This is a genomic window from Cypionkella psychrotolerans (assembly GCF_001294535.1).
Taxonomy (GTDB): Bacteria; Pseudomonadota; Alphaproteobacteria; order Rhodobacterales; family Rhodobacteraceae; genus Cypionkella; species Cypionkella psychrotolerans.
On the sequence record NZ_LGIC01000055.1, the window covers coordinates 1 to 18,726 of the forward strand.

Sequence of the window (18,726 nt, forward strand, 5' to 3'; positions counted from 1 at the left end):
ACCCAGAACTGGTCCGGAGCGTCGACATCAAACTCTCGGTTCAAGGTGTTGTCGGCCACGACCGCAGGGCTGCCGCCGTAAGAGCCAGGCTTCTTTTTGTAACCAATCTGGGCCCTTATCCCTGCTAGACGCGCCAAACGCCAAGCCCTGTTGGGGCTGATGTCTTCGCCCATGTCGCACAGATCATCATGCAACTTGCGGTATCCATAGACCTCGCCGCTGTCATCCCAAGCCTGCTTCAACAGCACCGTTTCGCGCTGATCCTCCAGCGCACGCTGACAACAAGGTTCACGCAGCCATGCATAGAAGCCGCTCGGATGAACGGCCAGCATCCGGCACATAGCCCTGACGGCAAAGATTGGCCGGTGTTCGGCGATAAACGCATACCTCACCGGGATTCCCTGGCGAAGTATGCGGTCGCCTTTTTTAGGATGTCCCGTTCCTCCGTGACCCGCAGCAGATCTCGCTTCAACCGGCGGATCTCATCAGCTTGCGCATCGACCTCTTGGATCACCTTTGCGGGCCGCGAAAACTGCTTCTGCCATGTGTAGATCGACTTGGTGCTGACCCCCAATCGCTCGGCCACCTCGCGCACCGGGTAGCCCCGATCCTCGACCTGTGCGACCGCATCGCGCTTGAACTCATCTGTGAATTTGTTCGTGGACATATCGTCCTCCTTGCTTCCAAAATTACCAAGCAAGGCGTCTACAAATCTAGGGGCTATTCAGTGGCGCGACGACCCGGCACGGGCGCAGCGAAAGAGTGAGGATGAACTGACGTCCCAACTCTGCAGAAAGTTAAATAGTCTTGCGCGTCGTGCAGTGGGTTGGGACAATTTGCATTTTGAACGGGAAACTCCCGATGAACTGTCCCCCAATCGCAATATCGATATCGCCGTAGTGCCTTTGGACGTCATCAGTGTCGAAAGCCGCTCTTATGACATCTACGACAATTTGCTCATGATCGAATGCAAGCGATTACCCACGCCTAAGAGTTCCAAGCGTGATCCGCGAGAATACCTTTACAGCAAAAAAAGTTCCACCGGGGGGGTGCAGCGCTTCAAGGCTGGACATCATGCACGTGATCATCAACGTGCTTTCATGATCGGATACATACAGAAAGATGGGATCGAACACTGGCAGAACCAGCTGGATTCGTGGGTTACGTCAATTACCGCCGATGGGGTGGCGAACTGGTCTGATGCGGACAGACTAACACTGAAATCTCAAGACAACGTTACCTGCGTCGCTTGTCTCCATTCCAGTCATGAGCGCGCCGCTGGATTGCCCCCCATTCTCGTAGATCATCTTTGGATCGAGATGTTCCGCAACACAGGGACTTAACTTTCAGTGTTCGCGTTGCTGCAGACTCTGCTGTCAAACTCTGCAGCTTTTGCTGTCACGCCACACACAATGTGTTTTGACACTAGAACCTGCAGAGAAGCGGGAAGATCCGGGAATAGGTGGAATTGATCGAAAAGTGTTGTAAAAACGGTGCCTTACAGAAAATTTAACCGCCGAAAAGCTTCAGGAGAGCCAGTTTGCATAAGTGCAATTATAGGAGTCATGAGCCGCCAAAGGACGCTCTGAGCCGCCTTCTGGCGGTCCAGCCGCAGACCGTTTAAACATCAATAAAATAAGGCGTTCAATGCGGGTTTTCGGCGTCAAAGCCGCGGTTGGAGCCGAAAACCCGCGGCGGGAACTGGGAACTAAGCTGCCCAGTTCCAAATCCAGTTCCCAGTTCGGCGCAAGTGGTTGATTTCAAGAAGATGTTCGGTGAGAAATGCGTCTGTAGCGATGGAGCTGAAGTGGGAACTGATTTTCGGTGATTGGGCCCATCCCAGAAGGGGATACTTCGGCTCCGGGGTGGTTCTGTACCCCTACCGGCACAAATAGCTGGGGAGTTTGGGATCGTATCGACTGCGAAGATCGCAGTAAGGTGCGTCTTGCTCAGGCCCAATAACCAGACTCAGTTCGATCACTGGCACTTGGGACAACCCAAGCTGGCGCGCCGCCATGACACGACCCTGCCTGGCGATGATGCCGTTTGCGTCATCCACCAGAACCGGGTTGGTAAAGCCAAACTCCCTGATCGAGCCTGCAATCAGCGCCACCTGCGCCGCATCATGGGTCCGGGCGTTGCGAGCACAGGGGATCAGATCGCCGATCGTCCGGTATTGGATTGCCAGTTGCTGTCCGCCGTCCAACTTGGTGCTGGCAGCAAACTTAGAACTATGTTGCTTGAGAATCTTTGAAAGCCTCTATAACCTCCCTACACGTTTGAACTCGGCTCTGGCGCATTGCTAGGCTGGACGGTTGGTTTAAACCGTAGTTCCTCCAGCTGTCCCCTTGGACGGATTGCCATAGGGCGTCGAGTTGTTGCCTTCGTTCGCGGGACTCTGCCAACTGTTCTGCTGATAGTGGCGAAAACCGTGTCCGGATTTGTTCTTCGCGAAACTGCTCGGCCAGATGCCCGTAGGTTGAACTGACGGTCTTGACATCGGCATGACCAAGTTGCCGCGCGATGACCTCGAGTGGGACACCTTGCTTAACCAGATCGCTTGCATAGGTGTGCCGAAGGCCGTGGAACACAAACTCTTTGGGAAGTTTGGCTTTTGCAACGGCTCGCCGAAACAAGCTGGTGTGTTGTTTGCGCCAGACCTTGCCCATGTCTGATAAAAAGACGTGGTCGCGACCGGATTTACCATCGCAGCAGCGCAGGAAAAACGCCATCCCTTCATCGGGTAGAAATACGAACCGCGCCGGGCTCCGCTTGAAAGCTACGACATGAATGCCGAAAATCTGATGTCCCACGTCTTCAACTCGAAGCCCAGATAACTCACCTATCCGGCAGCCCGAATAGAGCCCAGCCAAGGTCAACTTGCGCAGGGCGGGCGTGCATTCATCAAGGAGCCTCCCACACTCCGCGCGATTCAGAAAAATGTTGCGTGGGCAATGATTTACCGAAATTCTCTTGAGGCAGCGCCACGGGCGTTCAGAGGAAATCTGCGCATTGTCCCATGCGTGCTGAAACGCCATACGCAAAATCGTAACCAATGAGTTGAATGTTCGCTTGCGCCTGCGAAGTTCATCTGAGCTCAGGTCATCAATGGAAACCCTCGGCATCTGGCGTGCGAACCCAAATTTCGGGGGCGTTTCGATGACCTTGATCGCCAGCGCTTTAAGGTTTCGCGCAGAGAATTCTTCGAGCGGCACATGGATAAGGCTGTCAACAAGGTGGCAGTTGATCAGTGCTAGGATATTGTAATGGCCACCTTTCGATCGGGCGATTTTAGTCCATTCGGTGTAGTCCCGCAGCGCGTGGCCGACCGAATAGACTTCGCCAACTGGGCAGAAGTTCACGCTTGTCATGCGCCCAACCGGCCTTGCCGAATGAGCAATTCCTTGAACTTCGCCGGTGTCAAACCACTCAAAGGCGCGTCTTATTGCCTCGTCGCTGCCAATGCGGCCACGCCCAAGGTCAAGCGCAGGTCCAATACATTTTTGAAGATAACGCCTGTCTTTGGTCATAATCCGTGCAGTCCAATTGCAGCTTCGGTCGTCGGGCCGATGCACGCCAATATGCCGACAGGTCAGCAGCCAATGCCAATAGGGGCTATCGCGAAACGGCAGTGCTTCAATGTCGACCGTGTCGCGAAATCGAAAATCGGCCAAATTGCCTCGAAGCTCTGGCTCAATCGGTCCGTGCCGCGCGACTGTAGGCATGATGAGTTCCCAAAAGTTGAACCGGAGCAGTTAGGGGCTGAGGCACCTCCAGTCTTGGCTAACGCGAAAGCCGCATTGCCAAGGGAGTTAGCGTCACAGCTCCGGCCGAAATTTCTATTAAACCCAGATGGCGTAGATCGTCCAAAGCCATGCAAACTGCTCCGCGTTCCACGCGATGCAAACTGGCGAATTTTTCGAGAAGGGTCGTCGATGAAACATGCGCCTCTCGAGTGAGGTGATCCAAGATATTAGCTCTGATTTCGCTCATAAGCAGGTCTCCGAACAGGGTGACGCCAGCCAGATATACCCACAGGATTGCATTCGCTTGGTCGCGGGAGTCAACAAATTTGCGTGCTGCGCTGCGGGAGACTAACCGCCTACAACGGCCAACCGCTGTCAAAACGCACATAGACTATGCGCCATCCGCTGTGCTAACGATCAGATATTGGACAAATTCCGACTTGGACAAGGCTAGGCGTTGCAACTTCGATGTCGAGGAAATCCTGATGGCACCAAGAATTCTGCATGTTGACGACAGCGAAGACATGCGCGCAATTGTCTTGCTGGCGCTTGAAACCATAGGCGGCCTTGAAGTCGTCCAATGTAGTTCCGGTGCCGAGGCCCTCATCGTAGCTGTTTCATCCAAGCCTGATCTCTTCTTGCTCGACGTAATGATGCCTGATTTGACTGGGCCGCAGACGCTACTGCGACTTCGTGAGATGCCTCAATTTGCGGCAACGCCGGTCATTTTCCTAACTGCAAAAGCGGGCCCCCAAGATATTGTGGATTTGATGGCCGAGGGTGCGCTGGAAGTGATCACCAAGCCTTTTGATCCAATGACCATTTCGGAACAAATTGTAGCAATCTGGAAAAAGTCGATGCGCGAGACGACGCAAATATTGCTCTGACAGAACATGAGCGAACTACAGTGCCTTGGCCGGATGTGACGCTTCGGGAACGGCTTTATTCTGCAGCGATGTTTCGCCCACTTTCCGGCAACAAGACATTCACTACATTGTTTCGGATTTTGGGTCCTACCAGATCAAGCTCGAAGAAGAATGTGGTGCCCTGGCCATCGTTGCTATGATAGCCGATGCTGCCACCATGGGCGTCAACGATCTGTTTCGAGATATTCATGCCAAGGCCAGTTCCACCAGCTTTTCGATTATCGGACGCGACCAGTTGCGAGAACCTGTCAAAAACCCGTTGCTGATCCTCTTGGGCCAGACCAATTCCACGATCAATTACCATGATGCGAACTTTCGCGCCCTGAATCTCTGACCTGACCGTGACACTAGATCCGGAAGGTGAAAACTTCGCGGCGTTAGACAAAATGTTTGCAAGCACCTGCATAAGGCGCTGTTTGTCGCCATTGACTTGAAGAGATTTGTCCTGCGGCTCGAGGCAGAGTTTGACACCGAAATTCTCGGCGAATGGTCGATTAACTTCGACAGATTCTGAAAGCAATTCCGCAACTTTGCATGCAGTAAAGTTAAATTCCATTTTTCCAGATTCAATCTTTTGCAGGTCGAGAACTTCGTTGATCAGATAGACAAGATGCGTGCAGTTTCTTTGCGCGATGCTCAGCACCGTTTTCAATTTATCGGGCACTGCACCGAGTTTTTCGGATTGGGCCATGTCCACCGAAGCCTTGATCGCAGTCAGGGGTGTCCGCAATTCGTGACTCATCGTCGACAGGAATTCAGACTTTGCTCGCAGTGCTGCCTTGGTTATCTCATGCTCTTTGTTCAGATCGTCCATCTGTTTCTTGGTCAGACGATAGAAGTTCAAATAGATCCGCGAACAGTCGATTATGAAGTAGGCGACGAACACGCTGGTAAACAGCTGCGCCCATTGCTCTGAATGGATGTCGGCACTGGTGCGAACGATGTCCCAAATCGGAATGAACAGGAACGTGGTGCCATATATCGACAGGCGCAGAACCAACACAGACAGAATGGCATGGTTGTTCATCGCGGCGAAGAGCCCCGCCGCGAACAGGAAGAACAAGGCCATGAAGTGGGTATCGTGTTGCTGAAACAACGAAATCCAGATCGAGTAGAACGAGATGATTCCGGCACTGGCCAACGTTCCGACGTAGATCGAACCCAGCATCCGTTTGGCTTGCCGCGCGCCGACAGTTTTGACCTTCAGGATGTTTCGGAAAACCACAAAGTCGTAGGCCTCCGAAATGAAGATCAAGCAAGTGGTGAGAACTGCGAAGGAAGTGCTGTAGTAGAATCCTGCCAGAATCAGAGCAGCAGCGAAAATTATCTGACGCTGCCAGAACAGGTTTCTACCGACCTTCGCGTAGTCCTGCATCTTCTCTAGCATGGAATCTACACCAAGATTAGCGTCCAGCTCATTGGGAAAGCTGAAAATAGCTGCCATTCGTTTACTGACCTCGGGTCGTTTCGCAGTGACCAATTTCTCATTTGCAGCAAAGTGCGGCGTTGATTGACAAAAGCTGTTGTAGTTTTGCCATTGTTTCCACAATCTCAGGTAATCATGGCCAAATCATGGCATTAGTATGGCAGTCGCGCTACGGATGTGAAAATGAAAAGCACATAGCCTTGGGGTAGAAAATGGGTGCGTTTGAGAAGGTCCGCACGTCGCGGGCGGACATTGTGTTTCCAGTTCTGGCGCCACCGGAAGTCAGCAGAAATCGCAGCGGATTCGACGACATTCCCAGCAGGCCTTCAATATTGCCTGTTGGGCAACTGCGCGCGTCTGTGCTCAGTTACGCCAACATGCACCATTATGGCGAGCTTTTCATCAGCTACCTCAAAGCGCGGCACGACGTGTTCATCGATCAGCGGGGATGGAACTTACCGGAAGTCGATGGCATGGAATTCGATCAATACGACACGCCCCTCGCGCGTTTCATAGTGATTCATGAATTCGGTGAGATACTTGCTGGGATTCGGATCACCCCGACAACCGCAAGGGTCGGCCTTCACAGCTACATGATCCGCGATGCTCAATTAGGCCTGTTGAAGGATCTGCCACTGGATGTCTTGTTTTTTCCGGCTCCGGTTGATGATCAAATATGGGAGGCGTCGAGACTCTTTGTGTCGCAAAGCGTTCAATCGATCCGACGCGCCCATGTCCAGAGCTTGCTAATGAACACGATGGCACGGGCAGCCAGGGATGTCGGCGCGGCGCAGGTAATAGGGATAGTTCCTTCGGTGTTCCGGAGATGGCTTCAACGAATAGGCATGACGGCAACTCCGGTCGGCCCCGAAATGCAAATCGACGACGCCCGCACCTGCGCCGCACTGTTCACTATTGGAAACAGAGCTAGTTGATTAAGAATTGGTCCCTTCCCGTAGAGCTCACCCTCCTACTCCAAAACGGAGATTACAGATGGTTTCTCGCTGAAACGACAGGTACTACAATTGACTGCCTTGCAAAAGATGCGACGCGCCCATTCATCATGTTGGAGTCTGTGGTAATTCCCCCGTCGATCAACCCAGTGTCTGACGTTGTCCCCAACTTTTATCGAGCGTGAGCGAAGCTCAGTTTTTCAGCTTTACCCATCCAGGCGGGTTGGGCAACGGGGGGGGGGAGGGCCATGAATAGACGCGCTGACGTGGGACGTTGGTGAATGGTTATGGAAAATCGATGGCATACACTAGTGACACCCGCCGAATGACCGCTTCGCAGAAAGTTCACCTGAGCGATCCCACAGGAGCAAACGACCGCTTTCCGCTCTTCCCGTGCAATTTGGTCTAAAGCGATGCCTCGCACTCGCCCCAAATCGGCCGTGCAATTCAATGTCTGCTGCCATTGAACTGCTGGCCATCCTTGTGAACAACTGGTGTCCTAGCGCAGCACATCAGCCTTGCGTATCGCGTCGTGCAGCTTGGGGAATGGGTGGTCGGGGATCATCTCCTACAGTTGTTCGGGTGACAGCGCTGCCTCCAAAACTACCATCGCTTCGGAGACGGTGCTGTGCCACATTGGCAGGCCGTTGAAGCGGGTGTCTTTTGGCAGGCCACGAAATCGGCAGAGCGCGCGGGCGGCTCGTTCCAATGGGGGTTTCTTGCGGGCGGCCATGGCTCACTCCTTGCTTGTATGTCCCCACCAAACCACTTTGCCTATAATGGACATTTGCAGCGCCTCGATCTGCGCCCCGGTGCGCAGTTCTGGAGGGTAGTCGGGGTTGTCGGACAGCAGGATTATTGCCGCTGCCTCGGGCCGTTCGATGCGCTTTACGCGGGCTTGGCCATCTTCTAGGAAAGCGAAAATCGGGGCGCGGCGGTGGCTGCTTTTGGTGCTTGCATAGACGGGCACTTCGGTTTTGCTGGTGTCGATCAAGACCATATCGCCGGGAAACAAGGTGGGCATCATGCTGTCTCGGTCAATACGGGCAAGGCACGCAGAGGTCGGCGAGATACCCACGCGGCGCATCCAGTCCCGGCGAAATGCCAAATGGTCAATAATGTTTCGGCCGCCGTTTTCCAGTCCTGGTCCTGCCGAGAGTGCCGCGTCGTGCAAGGGGACATGAACGTAGTCAGCACCGTCAATCGTCATATTCGCGATTGGTCCCGTTTCGCGCCGGGGCCCAATATAGAAATCCAGATCCAAAACTGCGCATATCTTATCGAGGTTCTCCGGGGACGGTGCAGAACCTCGCTTCATGTTTTGTAGAGCAGACCCGTCCGACTGACCGAGCGCACGTCGCCCGACCTCGGCTTGTGACAAACCGAGTTCCTTGCGGCGCGCTTCCAAAGTCTCAAAGATGCTTTGCGCAGTTTTCATTCTGTAAAAATACAGTGATTTTGTCCTTTCGCACAAGGGGGAGCAGAAAGAGACAGTCTGTTTCCAAATCACTGTAAATCTAACTTGACTAAATACAGTAGATTTGCATAGATTGGGCCATGGAAAACGAATGGCCCCTCACCCTCGGCTCTGTCTATGCGGTGCATATTGACCGAAGCCTTTACACTGTTGCCTCGCGCATCGGTGTTCACCCAAAGCTCTTCGAGCGACTGCAGGATGGCAAAGGCTGTCATGTAGACACCTACATAGAAGCGTTGCGCTGGTTCGATCTGAACTGGCCCGCCGATCTGGAGTGGCCAGAGGTCGTTCCACGCAAGCTGGTGAAAGCGGTCACCAGCAAACGGACGGCAGCATGATGGCTGTCACCAATTTCCCTTTTGTCGAAGAAGGAGGCTGCATGATGCGGCAAGTGTTGCGCGCTTTGGCGCGGTTCGAGGCGCATTGGGCGGGAGATGCCGTCGGCGCGATCTGTCTGTTCGCAATGGGATATTTTGGCCTTCTTATCGGCTACGGGCTGGGCCTGAAATGAAAGCGGGGGAGGGTATAATGGGAGAGCTTCCCCCCTTTCAGGGCCGCACGTTTGGTCCGCGATCTGGTCCGCGCGTTGAGTGCGCCCACAATCCAGACGAGTTCCAAGTGGTTGGTCTGTCGGAGCTTTCGCCGATTTTCAAGAACCGTAAGGACGCCGAAGGCTGGCTGACAACCAAGTTGGCGAAACTTCCACAGTCAAAACGGCCGCAGAAGCGTCGCTGCCTCTCCTGCAGCAAGGACTTTCTAAGTGAGGGCTTCCACAACCGTATGTGCAGTCCCTGCCGCAGCGCGAGCGGTGGCGTCGATACCGGCGCACATCGCTTGATCCGCCCCAGCAAGCGCGGGTGAGCTGACCCATGACAAAGGCCAATATATGAAAACCCCGACCTTGATGAAACGCGACTTCGTGGCGATCAACCTGATCGATGTTCAGGATCGGCTGCGCCCCGTGTCTGAAGCGGGCATCAACAGCCTGATCGCCTCAATCACTGAACTTGGGGTGATGAAAGATGCCATTCACCTGCGGCAGCTGAAAGGCGGGCGGCTGGTTTTGATCGCGGGCGGCCATCGCCTTGAAGCCGCGCGGCAACTGGGTTGGACAGAGATCGCGGCGCAGATTTGGACCGACGTCACAGATGACTGGGCGCGGCTGATGGAGGTCGACGACAACCTAGCTGGCGCAGAGATGAACGCGCTGGATACCGCTGTGTTTCTGGCCGAGCGCAAGAAAGTTTATGAGAAGCTTCATCCGGAAACTCGGCAGGGTGGTGATCGCAAAAGCCACAAGTTTGAAAATCAAACGGACATGATGTCCGTTAGCAGCTTTGCGACTGCCACTGCCGAGAAGTTTGGCATGACGGATCGCCACGTGCGGCGGATGATTTCGGCAGGTTCGCGGCTGACCCAACTCGATTTGCAGCAACTGCGCGCCGCACCAAAGCCCGTCACACTTGCTGACTTGCAGGTGATCGCCAAGGCGTCAAGCAGCGCGGAGCATAGCCATGTCGTCGCGGCCCTGGGCGAAGGGTCTGCCAAATCGGCGGCGGTGGCGCGGGCGACGTTTGTGGCACAATCCAGCGGCGTTAAACCCACCGTTAAAGACCCGGTTGAAGATGCCTATAAGGCGCTGATTGCGCTTTGGGCGCGTGCGCCGAAAGCGGCCAAGCGCCGGTTTGTTGACGAGTTGGCCAGCGAGTTGGACGCGATGCTGAACGCGGCGGAGGTTGCCGCCGCATGAGCCGCGCTTTGACCCCCTCACAGGAATGGTGGACGGCGGAAGAGATCGCCGCAGCTGGCTTGCCGGATTTGCCCGCATCGAAGCGCGGGCTGAACCTGCTGGCAGATCGCCAGAACTGGCGGGCGGACCCCGCGCATGCGCGCCGCCGCGACGGGCGGGGTGGCGGTTGGGAATATAGCTGGCAGCTTCTGCCTGAACGGGCGCGGCGCAGATTGTTGACCGAGGCGTCAGTTGCGGTCGCAGCCCCGGTGCCTGCCAAGATGGGCCGCGACGAGGCTTGGGCTTGGTATGAAAAGCTGCCGCAATCGGTGAAGGCAAAAGCTGAAGCGCGGTTGAAGATCATCTCGACGGTCGAGGCTGTGGAGCAGATTTCCCTGCAGGGGCGGCATCTTGCGATTATCACCGTGAGCCGGACTTCTAGCATCGGCGCGCGCACGATCTGGTCGTGGTTTGAAATGATCGCGGGTGTGCGGTTGGATGACCGACTTCCCTATCTTGCGCCACGCAACCGTGCGCAGGCAGATCGCGCGCGGGCCAAGGAATGCGATCCAGATTTTTTCGACGTGCTGAAAAGCATGTATTTGCGGTTTACGGGGCCGACTTTTGCGGACTGCTACCGCGACGCTTTGAAAATCGCCCGCGCCAAAGGCTGGTCCGTGCTGCCCGAGCGCACGATGCGCAGGCATCTGGACAAGGCGGTCAGCAAGCTGACCCAAGTGTTGACCCGCGAGGGTGTCGAGGCGCTGAAGCGGCTTTATCCGCCGCAGGTGCGCGACAAAACCGCGATGTCGGCGATGGAGGCGGTCAACGCCGACTTCCATAAGTTTGACGTGTTTGTGCGCTGGCCCGCGCCCTTCGGCCAGAATGTGCCCGGCATCATCACCCGCCCGCAGATGGTGTGTTTTCAGGATATTTATTCCGGGCGCATCTTGGCATGGCGGGTCGATCAGACCCCGAACAGTACGGCCGTGCAGCTTTGTGCCGGGGATATGATTGAGACTTACGGCATCCCCAAACATGTGTTGTTCGACAATGGCCGGGAATTTGCCGCCAAATTCCTGACGGGTGGGGCATCGACCCGCTTCCGCTTCAAGATCAAAGAAGACGATCCGCAGGGCATTTTTAACAAACTCGGCTGCGAAATCCATTGGGCCACACCCTATCACGGTCAGGCCAAACCCATCGAGCGGGCATTCCGCGATATGTGCAGCAGCATCGCAAAAGATGTGCGGTTTGATGGCGCATATACTGGCAACACCCCGCTGGCCAAACCCGAAGATTACGGCAGCAAGGCTATTGATCTCGAGTATTTCCTGAAAGTCCTGGGCGAGCGGATTGCCGAGCATAATGCGCGGCAAAACCGCAGATCGGCAGTCGCGTTTGGTCGCAGCTTTGTCGATGCCTTCGACGAAAGCTATGCTGTTGCCCCCATCCGCAAGGCCACAGAGGCACAGCGCCGAATGTGGTTGATGGGTGCCGAAGATCTGAAGGCGGACAAAAACTCCGGCGCTGTCTGGTTTCAGGGGAATGAGTTCTGGGGCGCTTGGATGCACGAAATTGCAGATCAGCGCGTCATCGCGCGATTTGATCCGGCTGATTTCCGCGCCGGTTTGCACATCTATAGCCACGACGAGGCCTATCTCGGCCATGCGCCGATCCGGCAGGCTGTCGGCTTCTTTGATGCGGATGAAGCACGGGTCCATGCGCGCGCGCTCAAGGATTTCGTGAAGGCCGAAAAGCAAATGGCTTCCGCACACAAGAAGCTGTCGGCGGCAGAACTCGGCGGCATGATGGACGTGGTCGCCCCCGTCGAGGTTGCAGCGCCAGAGTCAAAGGTCGTCAAACCAGTGTTCGGCAAAGGCAAAGGGCTGATCGCGGCCTCGCGCCCGGCTCCGGCGTTCTCAGAAGAGCAGGTGAAGGCAGGGCAGGCGGCCATCGTGGCCGATCTTGCCGCCCGCCGCACGGCAACCATCGCCACCTCGGACAAAAGCGATGACGCCCGCGAACTGTTCCGCGAGGCGCTGCAGCTGGAACGAACTTTGGAGGCAGGCGGGCGGATCACCAAGGATCAGCAGCGCTGGCTGACCGCCTACCAAGCCCACCCCGCCTATGCCGCCGAGCGCATGCTTTGGGAAATGCAGGGCGACACGATTTTTGGATGAACAAAGTCGCCGGGGGCGAGCAGGCCCCACGGCGGCGGTGAAAACGCAGGAGATCACGATGTCAGACGAACGACCGCCGATCAACAATGTAGCCGCGCTGGCAAATGTCAGTCGTTTTGCTCAGTTGGTGATCACGACGCAGAACCGGGCGGCAGGCCTTCCCGGCATGGGGTGCTTTTATGGCCCTGCGGGTTTGGGCAAAAGCACCGCAGGCATCTTTGGCACCAACAAATTCAACGCCTGTCATGTGCAGGCTTTGCCTTTCGGGGGCACCAAGAAACTCTTGGAAATGATCGTACTTGAGTTGGGTCTGCGCCCGACCAAGACGGTTTCCAGCCTATTCGATCAGGCTGCCCAGGAGTTGGCGCGGTCGGATCGGCCGCTGATCATCGACGAGGCCGACCAGATCCTCAGCGACAAGATGATTGAGGCGGTGCGCCATTTGCATGATCAGACGCAAGTGCCGGTGATTTTGATGGGCGAAGAGACCCTGCCGCAGCAGCTGCGCCGGTGGGAGCGGGTTTCCAGTCGGGTGCTGTCTTGGGTTGCCGCAGAAGAAGCCACGCTTCAGGACGTCGATTTGCTGGCACCGATCTATGCCCCGCATCTAACGCTTGGCAGTGATCTGAAAGCCGCATTGCTGGCGGCCTCACGCGGCTCAATCCGCAACGTTTCCACCAACCTTGCCAACGTCGCGACCACCTGCGCGATGAAAGGTGTGTTGCGCATGGGTTTGGCGGAATGGGGCGGCAAGCCTTTTCACAGCGGCGAGTCTCCGATGCCAAGGCGGGGCCTGTCGCAAGGTGATGGATCTGCTTTGAGCCGTCGGAGATCGGTGGCATGAGCGGCTCGCCCTATAAAGCACCCTACAAGTCCGCAGCGGGTCTTGCGATACTTGAGGCCGCGTGGGCCTCGGCGGTGCGTTTGCAGCAATTTGGCTATGCCGAGATCGCCAGCGCCGTTTCCATCGAAATCAAGCGTGTCATGCAAATCGTGCTGGCATGGGAGACCGAGGGCAAGGTTCGGCTTATTCGCGGCAGCAATCGCGGCCGCCCCCGCAAGATATTTGAAGTTGTCCCAGAAGACGAAGTCAAATCTGCCCCGATGATGGGGGACGCGGTCGATCAGATGTGGCTGACCATGCGGAAGTTCAAATCCTTCGGCCCGGTTGATCTGGCCGCACATTGCGCGGTCACCGTACCTGTTGAAGACGCTCGGACCTACTGCCGCACCTTGTTGGCGGCGGGCTATCTCCGGGTGGTTCAAAAAGCGGTACCCGGCCAAAAAGAGGCGATCTACCGCCTTATCCGCGAAACCGGCTCGAAGGCTCCACGCAAGCGCCGCGTGACCTGCATCCTAGACGACAATCTCGGCACCGTCGTACCGATGTCGGAGGACGGGCTGTGAAAGTCACTCCGCTGCAAACCGCCCGTGCGGCATGGGGCGCAAACATTCCAGACTGGATTGAGGCGCTTGCCATTGCTTGCACCGAAACCAGCCAAGCCAAGGTTGCTGCGCGCCTTGATCGCACGGCCGGAATGATCAGCCAGCTGATCAACAACAAATATCCGGCACTGACGGTGCAGATCGAAGAGCGGGTGCGGGGGCTGCTGCTGGATGGAAAAGTGCAATGCCCGAGTTTGGGCGCATTGCCCGTCAACCACTGCCAGGACTGGCGCGCAAAGGCCAAAGATTTTCAGGTCGGCAATCCGACCCGCATTCGGATGTTCCGCGCCTGCAACCGCTGCCCGCGCTTTCTGGAGGCTTCCGAATGAGCCTTCCGGTTCAAACCTTGCCCGCCGCTGCCATTCTTGCCCGCGCTTCTGCCGCCATTGGCAAGGTCGATCTCTGGGGCAAGCGCGGTGTGACCATGCTCTCCGTCGATGAAACCGAGGCGATGGCACTGCTGCTCGCACCCCTTGGCCTTGCCCCCACCAAGCCGGGGTGCGCGCCACCGGCAGACTTTTTTCCCCATGTGAAGGACCGTTGAAATGACCCTTTATCCCGCCGCTGAAATCCCAACCGGGCGCACCATCATCGGTGATGTCGAATACATGCAAGATGCAAAAGGCGCGCTGGTGCCGATCAGTCTGGTGAAACCGCAGTACAAGCTTGAAGACGAGCTGGTGCGCAAAATCATGGGTTTTGCCATTGCTCTGTCAGAACAAGTTTCGCGCTTTAAGGAGCACACATTCGATGATCTCGGCAGCTTTGAGGCGCTGCTGGCCCAAGAGTACGAAAGTACCGTGGGCGGGGCCAAGGGCAACAAGACCCTGACCAGCCATGATGGGTTGTTCAAAATCACCGTGCAGGTGGCTGACAATATCGTTTTTGGCTCGGAGCTTCAGATTGCCAAAGGGCTTGTCGATGAATGCCTGAATGAATGGGCGCAAGGCTCGCGCGACGAGATTCGTGCCATCGTCACCCGCGCCTTCAATACCGACAAGGCGGGCCAGATCAATCGCTCGGAGATATTCATGCTGCTGCGGTTGGATATTTCCGATCCGCGCTGGCTGCGGGCGATGAAGGCAATCCGCGACGCTATGAGGGTGGAAGGCTCCAAAACCTATGTGCGCTGCTACCGCCGCGCCACGGCCGACAGCGCGTGGCAGGCGGTCTCGATTGATCTGGCGAAAGCCTAAGCGAAGCGCACATCGGGAAGGAACCAACATGCCAGCCAACACCGTCCTCAAAACCATCCACGTCGCTGTGCGCGATCTCGGCATGGACAACGACACCCGCCGCGATTTGCAGCTTCTGGTGACGGGCAAAGACAGCCTGACCGCGATGACGCCCGCCGAGCATCTGGCGGTGTTGGAGGCGCTGAAGGCGCGCGGCTTCAAGCCATCGGCCGGGAAGGCGAGCCGCACCCACCGCCGCCCCGCGACGCGCGGCGATATCCGGTTTTGCCACGTACTCTGGGGCAAGCTGGTGCGGGCAGGGGCGGTGGATCTGCCTGGGGCTGCGGGTCTCAATGCCTTCATCCGCGCACGGTTTGAGAAATCATGGGGTGCTGTGCCGTTTGACATCGACGGCCTGCGTGACTGGAAACAGATCGCCACGGTCATCGAGGCGTTGAAGGCGATGTGCGCGCGCGCCGGAATTGATCTGTGAACACTCCGCGCCCGCCTGCCCATCTCGAGGCATATATTTCCGCCCTTGGGGCCGAACTTGCCGTTCGGTTCTTTTTGGCGTTTGGCGGCGCGGAATTCTATGTGGCCAAAGACCCGAAGGGGAAGGCGCTGGCGGTTGAAGTCATCGGCCTTGAGGGTTTGCGCGCGCTGGCGACGGTTCGGGATCGGTTGCCCGCGCGGGTGCCGACGGCGAAGCCTTGGATTGCGCGGTATCTCTTCACGGTGGACGGATTGTCGAAAGCCGATATCTGCCGCAGGCTGCACGCAGCGGAGCCTACGGTGTCTCGCTGGCTTGGGGACGGACCCAAGCGTGCTTGGATTGACCCGCGCCAACAGTCGCTGCTCTGATCTCCCTACACACCGTTGTAGCTGAATTTACCCTTCCTTTGCATCGCATACTGACCGGGACACGCGGGCTTGGCCCGCCTTCTTAGCCCTGAGGTCCAGTCATGCAAACCAGCGCCCAAGGCGTCTCCGCCCTCGAGCTTGAAGAGGGCGTTGTGCTGCGCGCGTATCGCGACAGCGTGGGCGTCTGGACGGTTGGCGCGGGTCTGACCGCTGCCTCTGGCGTTGTGAAACCCAAAGCGGGCATGGTCATCACCCAAGAACAGGCGACGGCTTTGCTGCAGCAGGCGTTGCGCGAGAAGTACGAACCTGCCGTGCGGGCGGCGATGACCACAAGCACCGCCGCGCCGAAGCAATACGAGTTCGACGCGGGCGTGTCGTTTCATTGGAACTTGGGCAAGATCAGCTCGGCCTCGTGGGTCAAAGCGTGGAAATCCAAGGCCCCACGCGCGGATATCCGCATGCGTCTGATGCTGTGGAACAAGGCGGGCGGCAAGGTGCTGCCGGGCCTGACCGCACGGCGCGCGCGCGAAGCCGACATGCTGCTGGACGGCAAATATCGCACGCTCACTTTGCCGACCCCGGTGGTTGGGTTTGCCCGCTGGGGCCTGATCCTGTCTGGCGCAGAAATCGCCGCCATTCGCTCCGGGTTCAAGGGCTTGGGCTATGATCCCGGCAGCAATATCAATGCCGTCCTCGAGACCGCCGCGCGCAAGTTCCAAGCCGATCATGGCCTCACCGTGGACGGCATCATCGGCCGCGCCACGCTCTCCACCTTGCAGCGCCAGCTTGACGCGCGCGCCAAAGCCAAAACCACCGCCGTGGCGGTTGCAACGCCGGTGGCCGCCGTCACGCTGCCCACCGGCACCTCTGATCTTGCCGATGCGCTGCTGCAACTGCCCCATGCCAATGTCGTGCTGGTCGCGGGCGCTGCGCTTTACGGCGTGAACTTTCTCTACCGCTACCGCGACGCTGTTGCGGTGGTGGCCCAACCTCTTTTGCCGCGCGTTGCGGCCTTTTTGCGGAGTTTCTGAATGAGCCTCATCCTCGCCGATATGGCGCTGAAGGCCGGGCTGCCTTTTGTCGACAAGCTGTTGCGCGGCAAGCTCGGCGATAACGACGGCCAGTTGGTGGGCCAAGTCGTCCACGCCATTGCCACGCGCGCGGGCTTTCCAGCCGAAGAGCTGGACGCGATGGCAGAAACCACCCCCGGCCGGGTGATTGAGGCGATGCGCGCGGTGGAGGCGAGTACGCCCGATATGCTCGCCGCCTATGATCGCGATCTGCAGTTGCAGCTTGCGACCTTAGCCGCGGATCAGGACGAGCCGCTCTGGATGCGGGCATGGCGGCCGGGCGGCATGTATCTGATCGGCTTTCTCTGGCTCTGGAACTCGGTGCTGCTGCACATCGCCAATGCGATCTGGAAGATCGCGCTGCCGCCGATGCCGTTCACCGATCTGATCCAGCTCAGCGGCTTGTTCATGGGGCTCTATATGGGCGGTCACACCATCAAGGATGTGATTGGCAAATGGGTGGGTAAATGACCGGCGAAGTTCTCAACATCTCGCCGATCATCGTCTGGACCGTTGCCTTGGGGCAGCTTTTGACCTTCGCACTGACGATCTGGAACCTGATGGCCTCGGGCAATCGCGCCAACACCAAGCGCTTGGATGATCACGCCAAACAGATCGACGATCAGGCTCTGCGCCTGCAATCGCTGGAGCAGACCCAAAAGACCATGCCGACCAAGGATGACATGCACGGCATCTCGCTGGGGCTTGAGGGCATGAAGGGCGAAATGAAAGCGATGCGCGCCGAAATGGAGGGCAGTCGAGAAATCATGGTGCGGCTGGAAGCCATTGTCGGCCGTCACGAGAACCATCTGCTGAAAGGGTGAGGCATGCGCGATTACGAACAAGAGGTCCGTGAAGACGCGCGCCTGATCATCCTGAAAGCGCTGGCGCTGCAAACCGACGAGCGGCTGCACTCAGGCTATCTCGGGGCTGAGCTGGAACGCTTCGGCATTGATCGCCCGCGCGAGTGGATCCACAGCGAGCTGGAATGGCTGGCAGAGATTGGCGCGGTGGTGCTGACCCGCCCCGGTTCTGTCCTGGTCGCCACCCTTGCCGAAAAGGGCGCGCGGCATTTGCGCCGGGGCATTGTCATTCCGGGCATCAAGCGCCCTTCGCGTCCGGGGGAATAGCCATGGCCATCGGTCGCGGCAGGCTGTCGAGCTTCGATCTGCTTCCGAAAGAAGCCGATCACATCATTGCATGGGCTGCGTCCGAACTCGCGGATCGCGAAAAGACCCAGACCAGCATTTACGCCGAGTTCACCGCGAAATGCCAAGCCTTGATGGCCGAGCATCGCGGCGAGTTGGAATTTGCCATTCCGGCGTTCTCCAGCTTCAACCGCTACTCGGTGCGGCAAGCCCGCCTGTCACGGCGTCTGGACCAAACCCGCGAGATCGTCGCGGTGCTGGCGCAAAAGCATGATGCCAAGGCCAGCGATGATCTGACCGTGGTTGCGGGGGAGATGATCAAATCGACGGTGCTGCACATGCTGGGTGACGGCGCAGACGGTCTGGTGCCGAAACAGCTGAAGGAACTGGCCGAGGCATTCCGCTCGGCACAAGCGGCGCAAAACCTGTCGAGCAGCAGAAAAGCGAAAGAGACCGCCGTCTTGCAAGAACGCCTGGGGGACGCCGTCACCGCCGTGGCCAAAGCCAAGGGTCTGACCGCCGAAACCGCCGAGGCGATCAAATCAGAGATTTTGGGGGTGACCAAGTGATCAGCTCCACGCAGCGG

24 protein-coding genes and 1 pseudogene are annotated in these 18,726 nt (G+C 57.5%); 19 read left to right on the forward strand and 6 right to left on the reverse strand.

Translation table 11 applies throughout. From position 1 onward, the window contains the following. Positions 1 to 667 (reverse strand): annotated as a pseudogene (locus tag AKV04_RS27105) (IS3 family transposase); the annotation flags it as partial. On the opposite strand from AKV04_RS27105, the gene AKV04_RS10620 reads away from it, so the two are divergent. Further along, positions 660 to 1,343: a hypothetical protein gene (locus tag AKV04_RS10620; protein WP_156317478.1), complete on the forward strand. Its 684-nt coding sequence runs from the start codon at positions 660 to 662 to the stop codon at positions 1,341 to 1,343. The pseudogene AKV04_RS27105 and the gene AKV04_RS10620 overlap by 8 nt on opposite strands. A gap of 536 nt (positions 1,344 to 1,879) precedes the next feature. Here AKV04_RS10620 and AKV04_RS10625 read toward each other — a convergent pair. Both AKV04_RS10625 and AKV04_RS10630 read right to left on the reverse strand, forming a co-directional pair. Then, the gene (locus tag AKV04_RS10625; RefSeq protein WP_054006411.1) at positions 1,880 to 2,206 is read right to left on the reverse strand and encodes a ParB/Srx family N-terminal domain-containing protein; all 327 of its coding nucleotides are present in this window, start codon (positions 2,204 to 2,206) and stop codon (positions 1,880 to 1,882) included. A gap of 25 nt (positions 2,207 to 2,231) precedes the next feature. After that, entirely contained in the window at positions 2,232 to 3,725 is a 1,494-nt protein-coding gene (locus tag AKV04_RS10630) for a tyrosine-type recombinase/integrase (RefSeq protein ID WP_082351599.1), read from the reverse strand. Positions 3,726 to 4,231: 506 nt separating this feature from the next. Here AKV04_RS10630 and AKV04_RS10635 point away from each other — a divergent pair. Next, positions 4,232 to 4,633: a response regulator gene (locus AKV04_RS10635; RefSeq protein WP_054006445.1), complete on the forward strand. Its 402-nt coding sequence runs from the start codon at positions 4,232 to 4,234 to the stop codon at positions 4,631 to 4,633. A 55-nt stretch (positions 4,634 to 4,688) separates the two neighbouring features. Here the strand turns inward: AKV04_RS10635 and AKV04_RS10640 are convergent, their stop codons facing one another. Then, positions 4,689 to 6,116: a sensor histidine kinase gene (locus AKV04_RS10640; protein ID WP_054006413.1), complete on the reverse strand. Its 1,428-nt coding sequence runs from the start codon at positions 6,114 to 6,116 to the stop codon at positions 4,689 to 4,691. Positions 6,117 to 6,310: 194 nt separating this feature from the next. On the opposite strand from AKV04_RS10640, the gene AKV04_RS10645 reads away from it, so the two are divergent. Further along, a complete protein-coding gene (locus tag AKV04_RS10645; RefSeq protein ID WP_235815604.1) occupies positions 6,311 to 7,033 on the forward strand; it encodes an acyl-homoserine-lactone synthase in 723 nt (240 codons plus the stop codon). Positions 7,034 to 7,619: 586 nt separating this feature from the next. Here AKV04_RS10645 and AKV04_RS26175 read toward each other — a convergent pair. Beyond that, complete coding sequence (locus AKV04_RS26175) at positions 7,620 to 7,784, reverse strand: hypothetical protein (RefSeq protein ID WP_156317479.1); 165 nt, start codon at positions 7,782 to 7,784, stop codon at positions 7,620 to 7,622. Positions 7,785 to 7,787: 3 nt separating this feature from the next. Continuing rightward, complete coding sequence (locus AKV04_RS10650; protein WP_054006414.1) at positions 7,788 to 8,489, reverse strand: LexA family transcriptional regulator; 702 nt, start codon at positions 8,487 to 8,489, stop codon at positions 7,788 to 7,790. A gap of 119 nt (positions 8,490 to 8,608) precedes the next feature. On the opposite strand from AKV04_RS10650, the gene AKV04_RS10655 reads away from it, so the two are divergent. From AKV04_RS10655 to AKV04_RS10730, 16 genes are all read left to right on the forward strand, one after another. Beyond that, positions 8,609 to 8,866, forward strand: a complete 258-nt coding sequence (locus tag AKV04_RS10655; RefSeq protein WP_054006415.1) for a hypothetical protein — start codon at positions 8,609 to 8,611, stop codon at positions 8,864 to 8,866. A gap of 44 nt (positions 8,867 to 8,910) precedes the next feature. Further along, the gene (locus AKV04_RS27545; protein ID WP_268871789.1) at positions 8,911 to 9,039 is read left to right on the forward strand and encodes a hypothetical protein; all 129 of its coding nucleotides are present in this window, start codon (positions 8,911 to 8,913) and stop codon (positions 9,037 to 9,039) included. A 375-nt stretch (positions 9,040 to 9,414) separates the two neighbouring features. Further along, on the forward strand, positions 9,415 to 10,278 hold the full coding sequence (locus tag AKV04_RS10665) for a ParB/RepB/Spo0J family partition protein (RefSeq protein ID WP_054006417.1): 864 nt from the start codon (positions 9,415 to 9,417) through the stop codon (positions 10,276 to 10,278). Beyond that, complete coding sequence (locus AKV04_RS10670) at positions 10,275 to 12,440, forward strand: transposase domain-containing protein (RefSeq protein ID WP_054006418.1); 2,166 nt, start codon at positions 10,275 to 10,277, stop codon at positions 12,438 to 12,440. Before AKV04_RS10665 ends, AKV04_RS10670 begins: the two co-directional genes overlap by 4 nt. A 58-nt stretch (positions 12,441 to 12,498) precedes the next feature. Continuing rightward, entirely contained in the window at positions 12,499 to 13,284 is a 786-nt protein-coding gene (locus AKV04_RS10675; protein WP_082351603.1) for an AAA family ATPase, read from the forward strand. Then, positions 13,281 to 13,847: a hypothetical protein gene (locus tag AKV04_RS10680; protein WP_054006420.1), complete on the forward strand. Its 567-nt coding sequence runs from the start codon at positions 13,281 to 13,283 to the stop codon at positions 13,845 to 13,847. The genes AKV04_RS10675 and AKV04_RS10680 overlap by 4 nt, the downstream gene beginning before the upstream one ends. Then, positions 13,844 to 14,215, forward strand: coding sequence for a hypothetical protein (locus AKV04_RS10685; RefSeq protein WP_054006421.1), 372 nt, complete (start codon positions 13,844 to 13,846; stop codon positions 14,213 to 14,215). The genes AKV04_RS10680 and AKV04_RS10685 overlap by 4 nt, the downstream gene beginning before the upstream one ends. Beyond that, positions 14,212 to 14,430, forward strand: coding sequence for a hypothetical protein (locus tag AKV04_RS10690; protein ID WP_054006422.1), 219 nt, complete (start codon positions 14,212 to 14,214; stop codon positions 14,428 to 14,430). The genes AKV04_RS10685 and AKV04_RS10690 overlap by 4 nt, the downstream gene beginning before the upstream one ends. 1 nt (position 14,431) lies before the next feature. Beyond that, a complete protein-coding gene (locus AKV04_RS10695) occupies positions 14,432 to 15,082 on the forward strand; it encodes a DUF3164 family protein (RefSeq protein WP_054006423.1) in 651 nt (216 codons plus the stop codon). Positions 15,083 to 15,110: 28 nt separating this feature from the next. Further along, positions 15,111 to 15,554, forward strand: a complete 444-nt coding sequence (locus tag AKV04_RS10700; protein WP_054006424.1) for a regulatory protein GemA — start codon at positions 15,111 to 15,113, stop codon at positions 15,552 to 15,554. Further along, a complete protein-coding gene (locus AKV04_RS10705; RefSeq protein ID WP_054006425.1) occupies positions 15,551 to 15,922 on the forward strand; it encodes a hypothetical protein in 372 nt (123 codons plus the stop codon). The genes AKV04_RS10700 and AKV04_RS10705 overlap by 4 nt, the downstream gene beginning before the upstream one ends. A gap of 101 nt (positions 15,923 to 16,023) precedes the next feature. Then, complete coding sequence (locus tag AKV04_RS10710; RefSeq protein ID WP_054006426.1) at positions 16,024 to 16,953, forward strand: glycoside hydrolase family protein; 930 nt, start codon at positions 16,024 to 16,026, stop codon at positions 16,951 to 16,953. Further along, complete coding sequence (locus AKV04_RS10715) at positions 16,954 to 17,463, forward strand: hypothetical protein (protein WP_054006427.1); 510 nt, start codon at positions 16,954 to 16,956, stop codon at positions 17,461 to 17,463. It begins immediately after the preceding gene. Then, complete coding sequence (locus AKV04_RS10720; RefSeq protein ID WP_082351600.1) at positions 17,460 to 17,816, forward strand: DUF2730 family protein; 357 nt, start codon at positions 17,460 to 17,462, stop codon at positions 17,814 to 17,816. Before AKV04_RS10715 ends, AKV04_RS10720 begins: the two co-directional genes overlap by 4 nt. 3 nt (positions 17,817 to 17,819) lie before the next feature. Next, positions 17,820 to 18,122, forward strand: a complete 303-nt coding sequence (locus tag AKV04_RS10725) for a VpaChn25_0724 family phage protein (protein WP_054006428.1) — start codon at positions 17,820 to 17,822, stop codon at positions 18,120 to 18,122. A 2-nt stretch (positions 18,123 to 18,124) separates the two neighbouring features. Continuing rightward, the gene (locus AKV04_RS10730) at positions 18,125 to 18,709 is read left to right on the forward strand and encodes a phage protein Gp27 family protein (RefSeq protein WP_054006429.1); all 585 of its coding nucleotides are present in this window, start codon (positions 18,125 to 18,127) and stop codon (positions 18,707 to 18,709) included. The last annotated feature ends 17 nt before the right edge of the window (positions 18,710 to 18,726 follow it).

Coding starts and splice junctions, on each gene's coding strand:
- AKV04_RS10630 (WP_082351599.1), bottom strand. CDS start 3,725: ATGCCTACAGTCGCGCGGCACGGACCGATTGAGCCAGAGCTTCGAGGC.
- AKV04_RS10635 (WP_054006445.1), top strand. CDS start 4,232: ATGGCACCAAGAATTCTGCATGTTGACGACAGCGAAGACATGCGCGCA.
- AKV04_RS10640 (WP_054006413.1), bottom strand. CDS start 6,116: ATGGCAGCTATTTTCAGCTTTCCCAATGAGCTGGACGCTAATCTTGGT.
- AKV04_RS10645 (WP_235815604.1), top strand. CDS start 6,311: ATGGGTGCGTTTGAGAAGGTCCGCACGTCGCGGGCGGACATTGTGTTT.
- AKV04_RS26175 (WP_156317479.1), bottom strand. CDS start 7,784: ATGGCCGCCCGCAAGAAACCCCCATTGGAACGAGCCGCCCGCGCGCTC.
- AKV04_RS10650 (WP_054006414.1), bottom strand. CDS start 8,489: ATGAAAACTGCGCAAAGCATCTTTGAGACTTTGGAAGCGCGCCGCAAG.
- AKV04_RS10655 (WP_054006415.1), top strand. CDS start 8,609: ATGGAAAACGAATGGCCCCTCACCCTCGGCTCTGTCTATGCGGTGCAT.
- AKV04_RS27545 (WP_268871789.1), top strand. CDS start 8,911: ATGCGGCAAGTGTTGCGCGCTTTGGCGCGGTTCGAGGCGCATTGGGCG.
- AKV04_RS10665 (WP_054006417.1), top strand. CDS start 9,415: ATGAAAACCCCGACCTTGATGAAACGCGACTTCGTGGCGATCAACCTG.
- AKV04_RS10670 (WP_054006418.1), top strand. CDS start 10,275: ATGAGCCGCGCTTTGACCCCCTCACAGGAATGGTGGACGGCGGAAGAG.
- AKV04_RS10675 (WP_082351603.1), top strand. CDS start 12,499: ATGTCAGACGAACGACCGCCGATCAACAATGTAGCCGCGCTGGCAAAT.
- AKV04_RS10680 (WP_054006420.1), top strand. CDS start 13,281: ATGAGCGGCTCGCCCTATAAAGCACCCTACAAGTCCGCAGCGGGTCTT.
- AKV04_RS10690 (WP_054006422.1), top strand. CDS start 14,212: ATGAGCCTTCCGGTTCAAACCTTGCCCGCCGCTGCCATTCTTGCCCGC.
- AKV04_RS10695 (WP_054006423.1), top strand. CDS start 14,432: ATGACCCTTTATCCCGCCGCTGAAATCCCAACCGGGCGCACCATCATC.
- AKV04_RS10700 (WP_054006424.1), top strand. CDS start 15,111: ATGCCAGCCAACACCGTCCTCAAAACCATCCACGTCGCTGTGCGCGAT.
- AKV04_RS10710 (WP_054006426.1), top strand. CDS start 16,024: ATGCAAACCAGCGCCCAAGGCGTCTCCGCCCTCGAGCTTGAAGAGGGC.
- AKV04_RS10715 (WP_054006427.1), top strand. CDS start 16,954: ATGAGCCTCATCCTCGCCGATATGGCGCTGAAGGCCGGGCTGCCTTTT.
- AKV04_RS10720 (WP_082351600.1), top strand. CDS start 17,460: ATGACCGGCGAAGTTCTCAACATCTCGCCGATCATCGTCTGGACCGTT.
- AKV04_RS10725 (WP_054006428.1), top strand. CDS start 17,820: ATGCGCGATTACGAACAAGAGGTCCGTGAAGACGCGCGCCTGATCATC.
- AKV04_RS10730 (WP_054006429.1), top strand. CDS start 18,125: ATGGCCATCGGTCGCGGCAGGCTGTCGAGCTTCGATCTGCTTCCGAAA.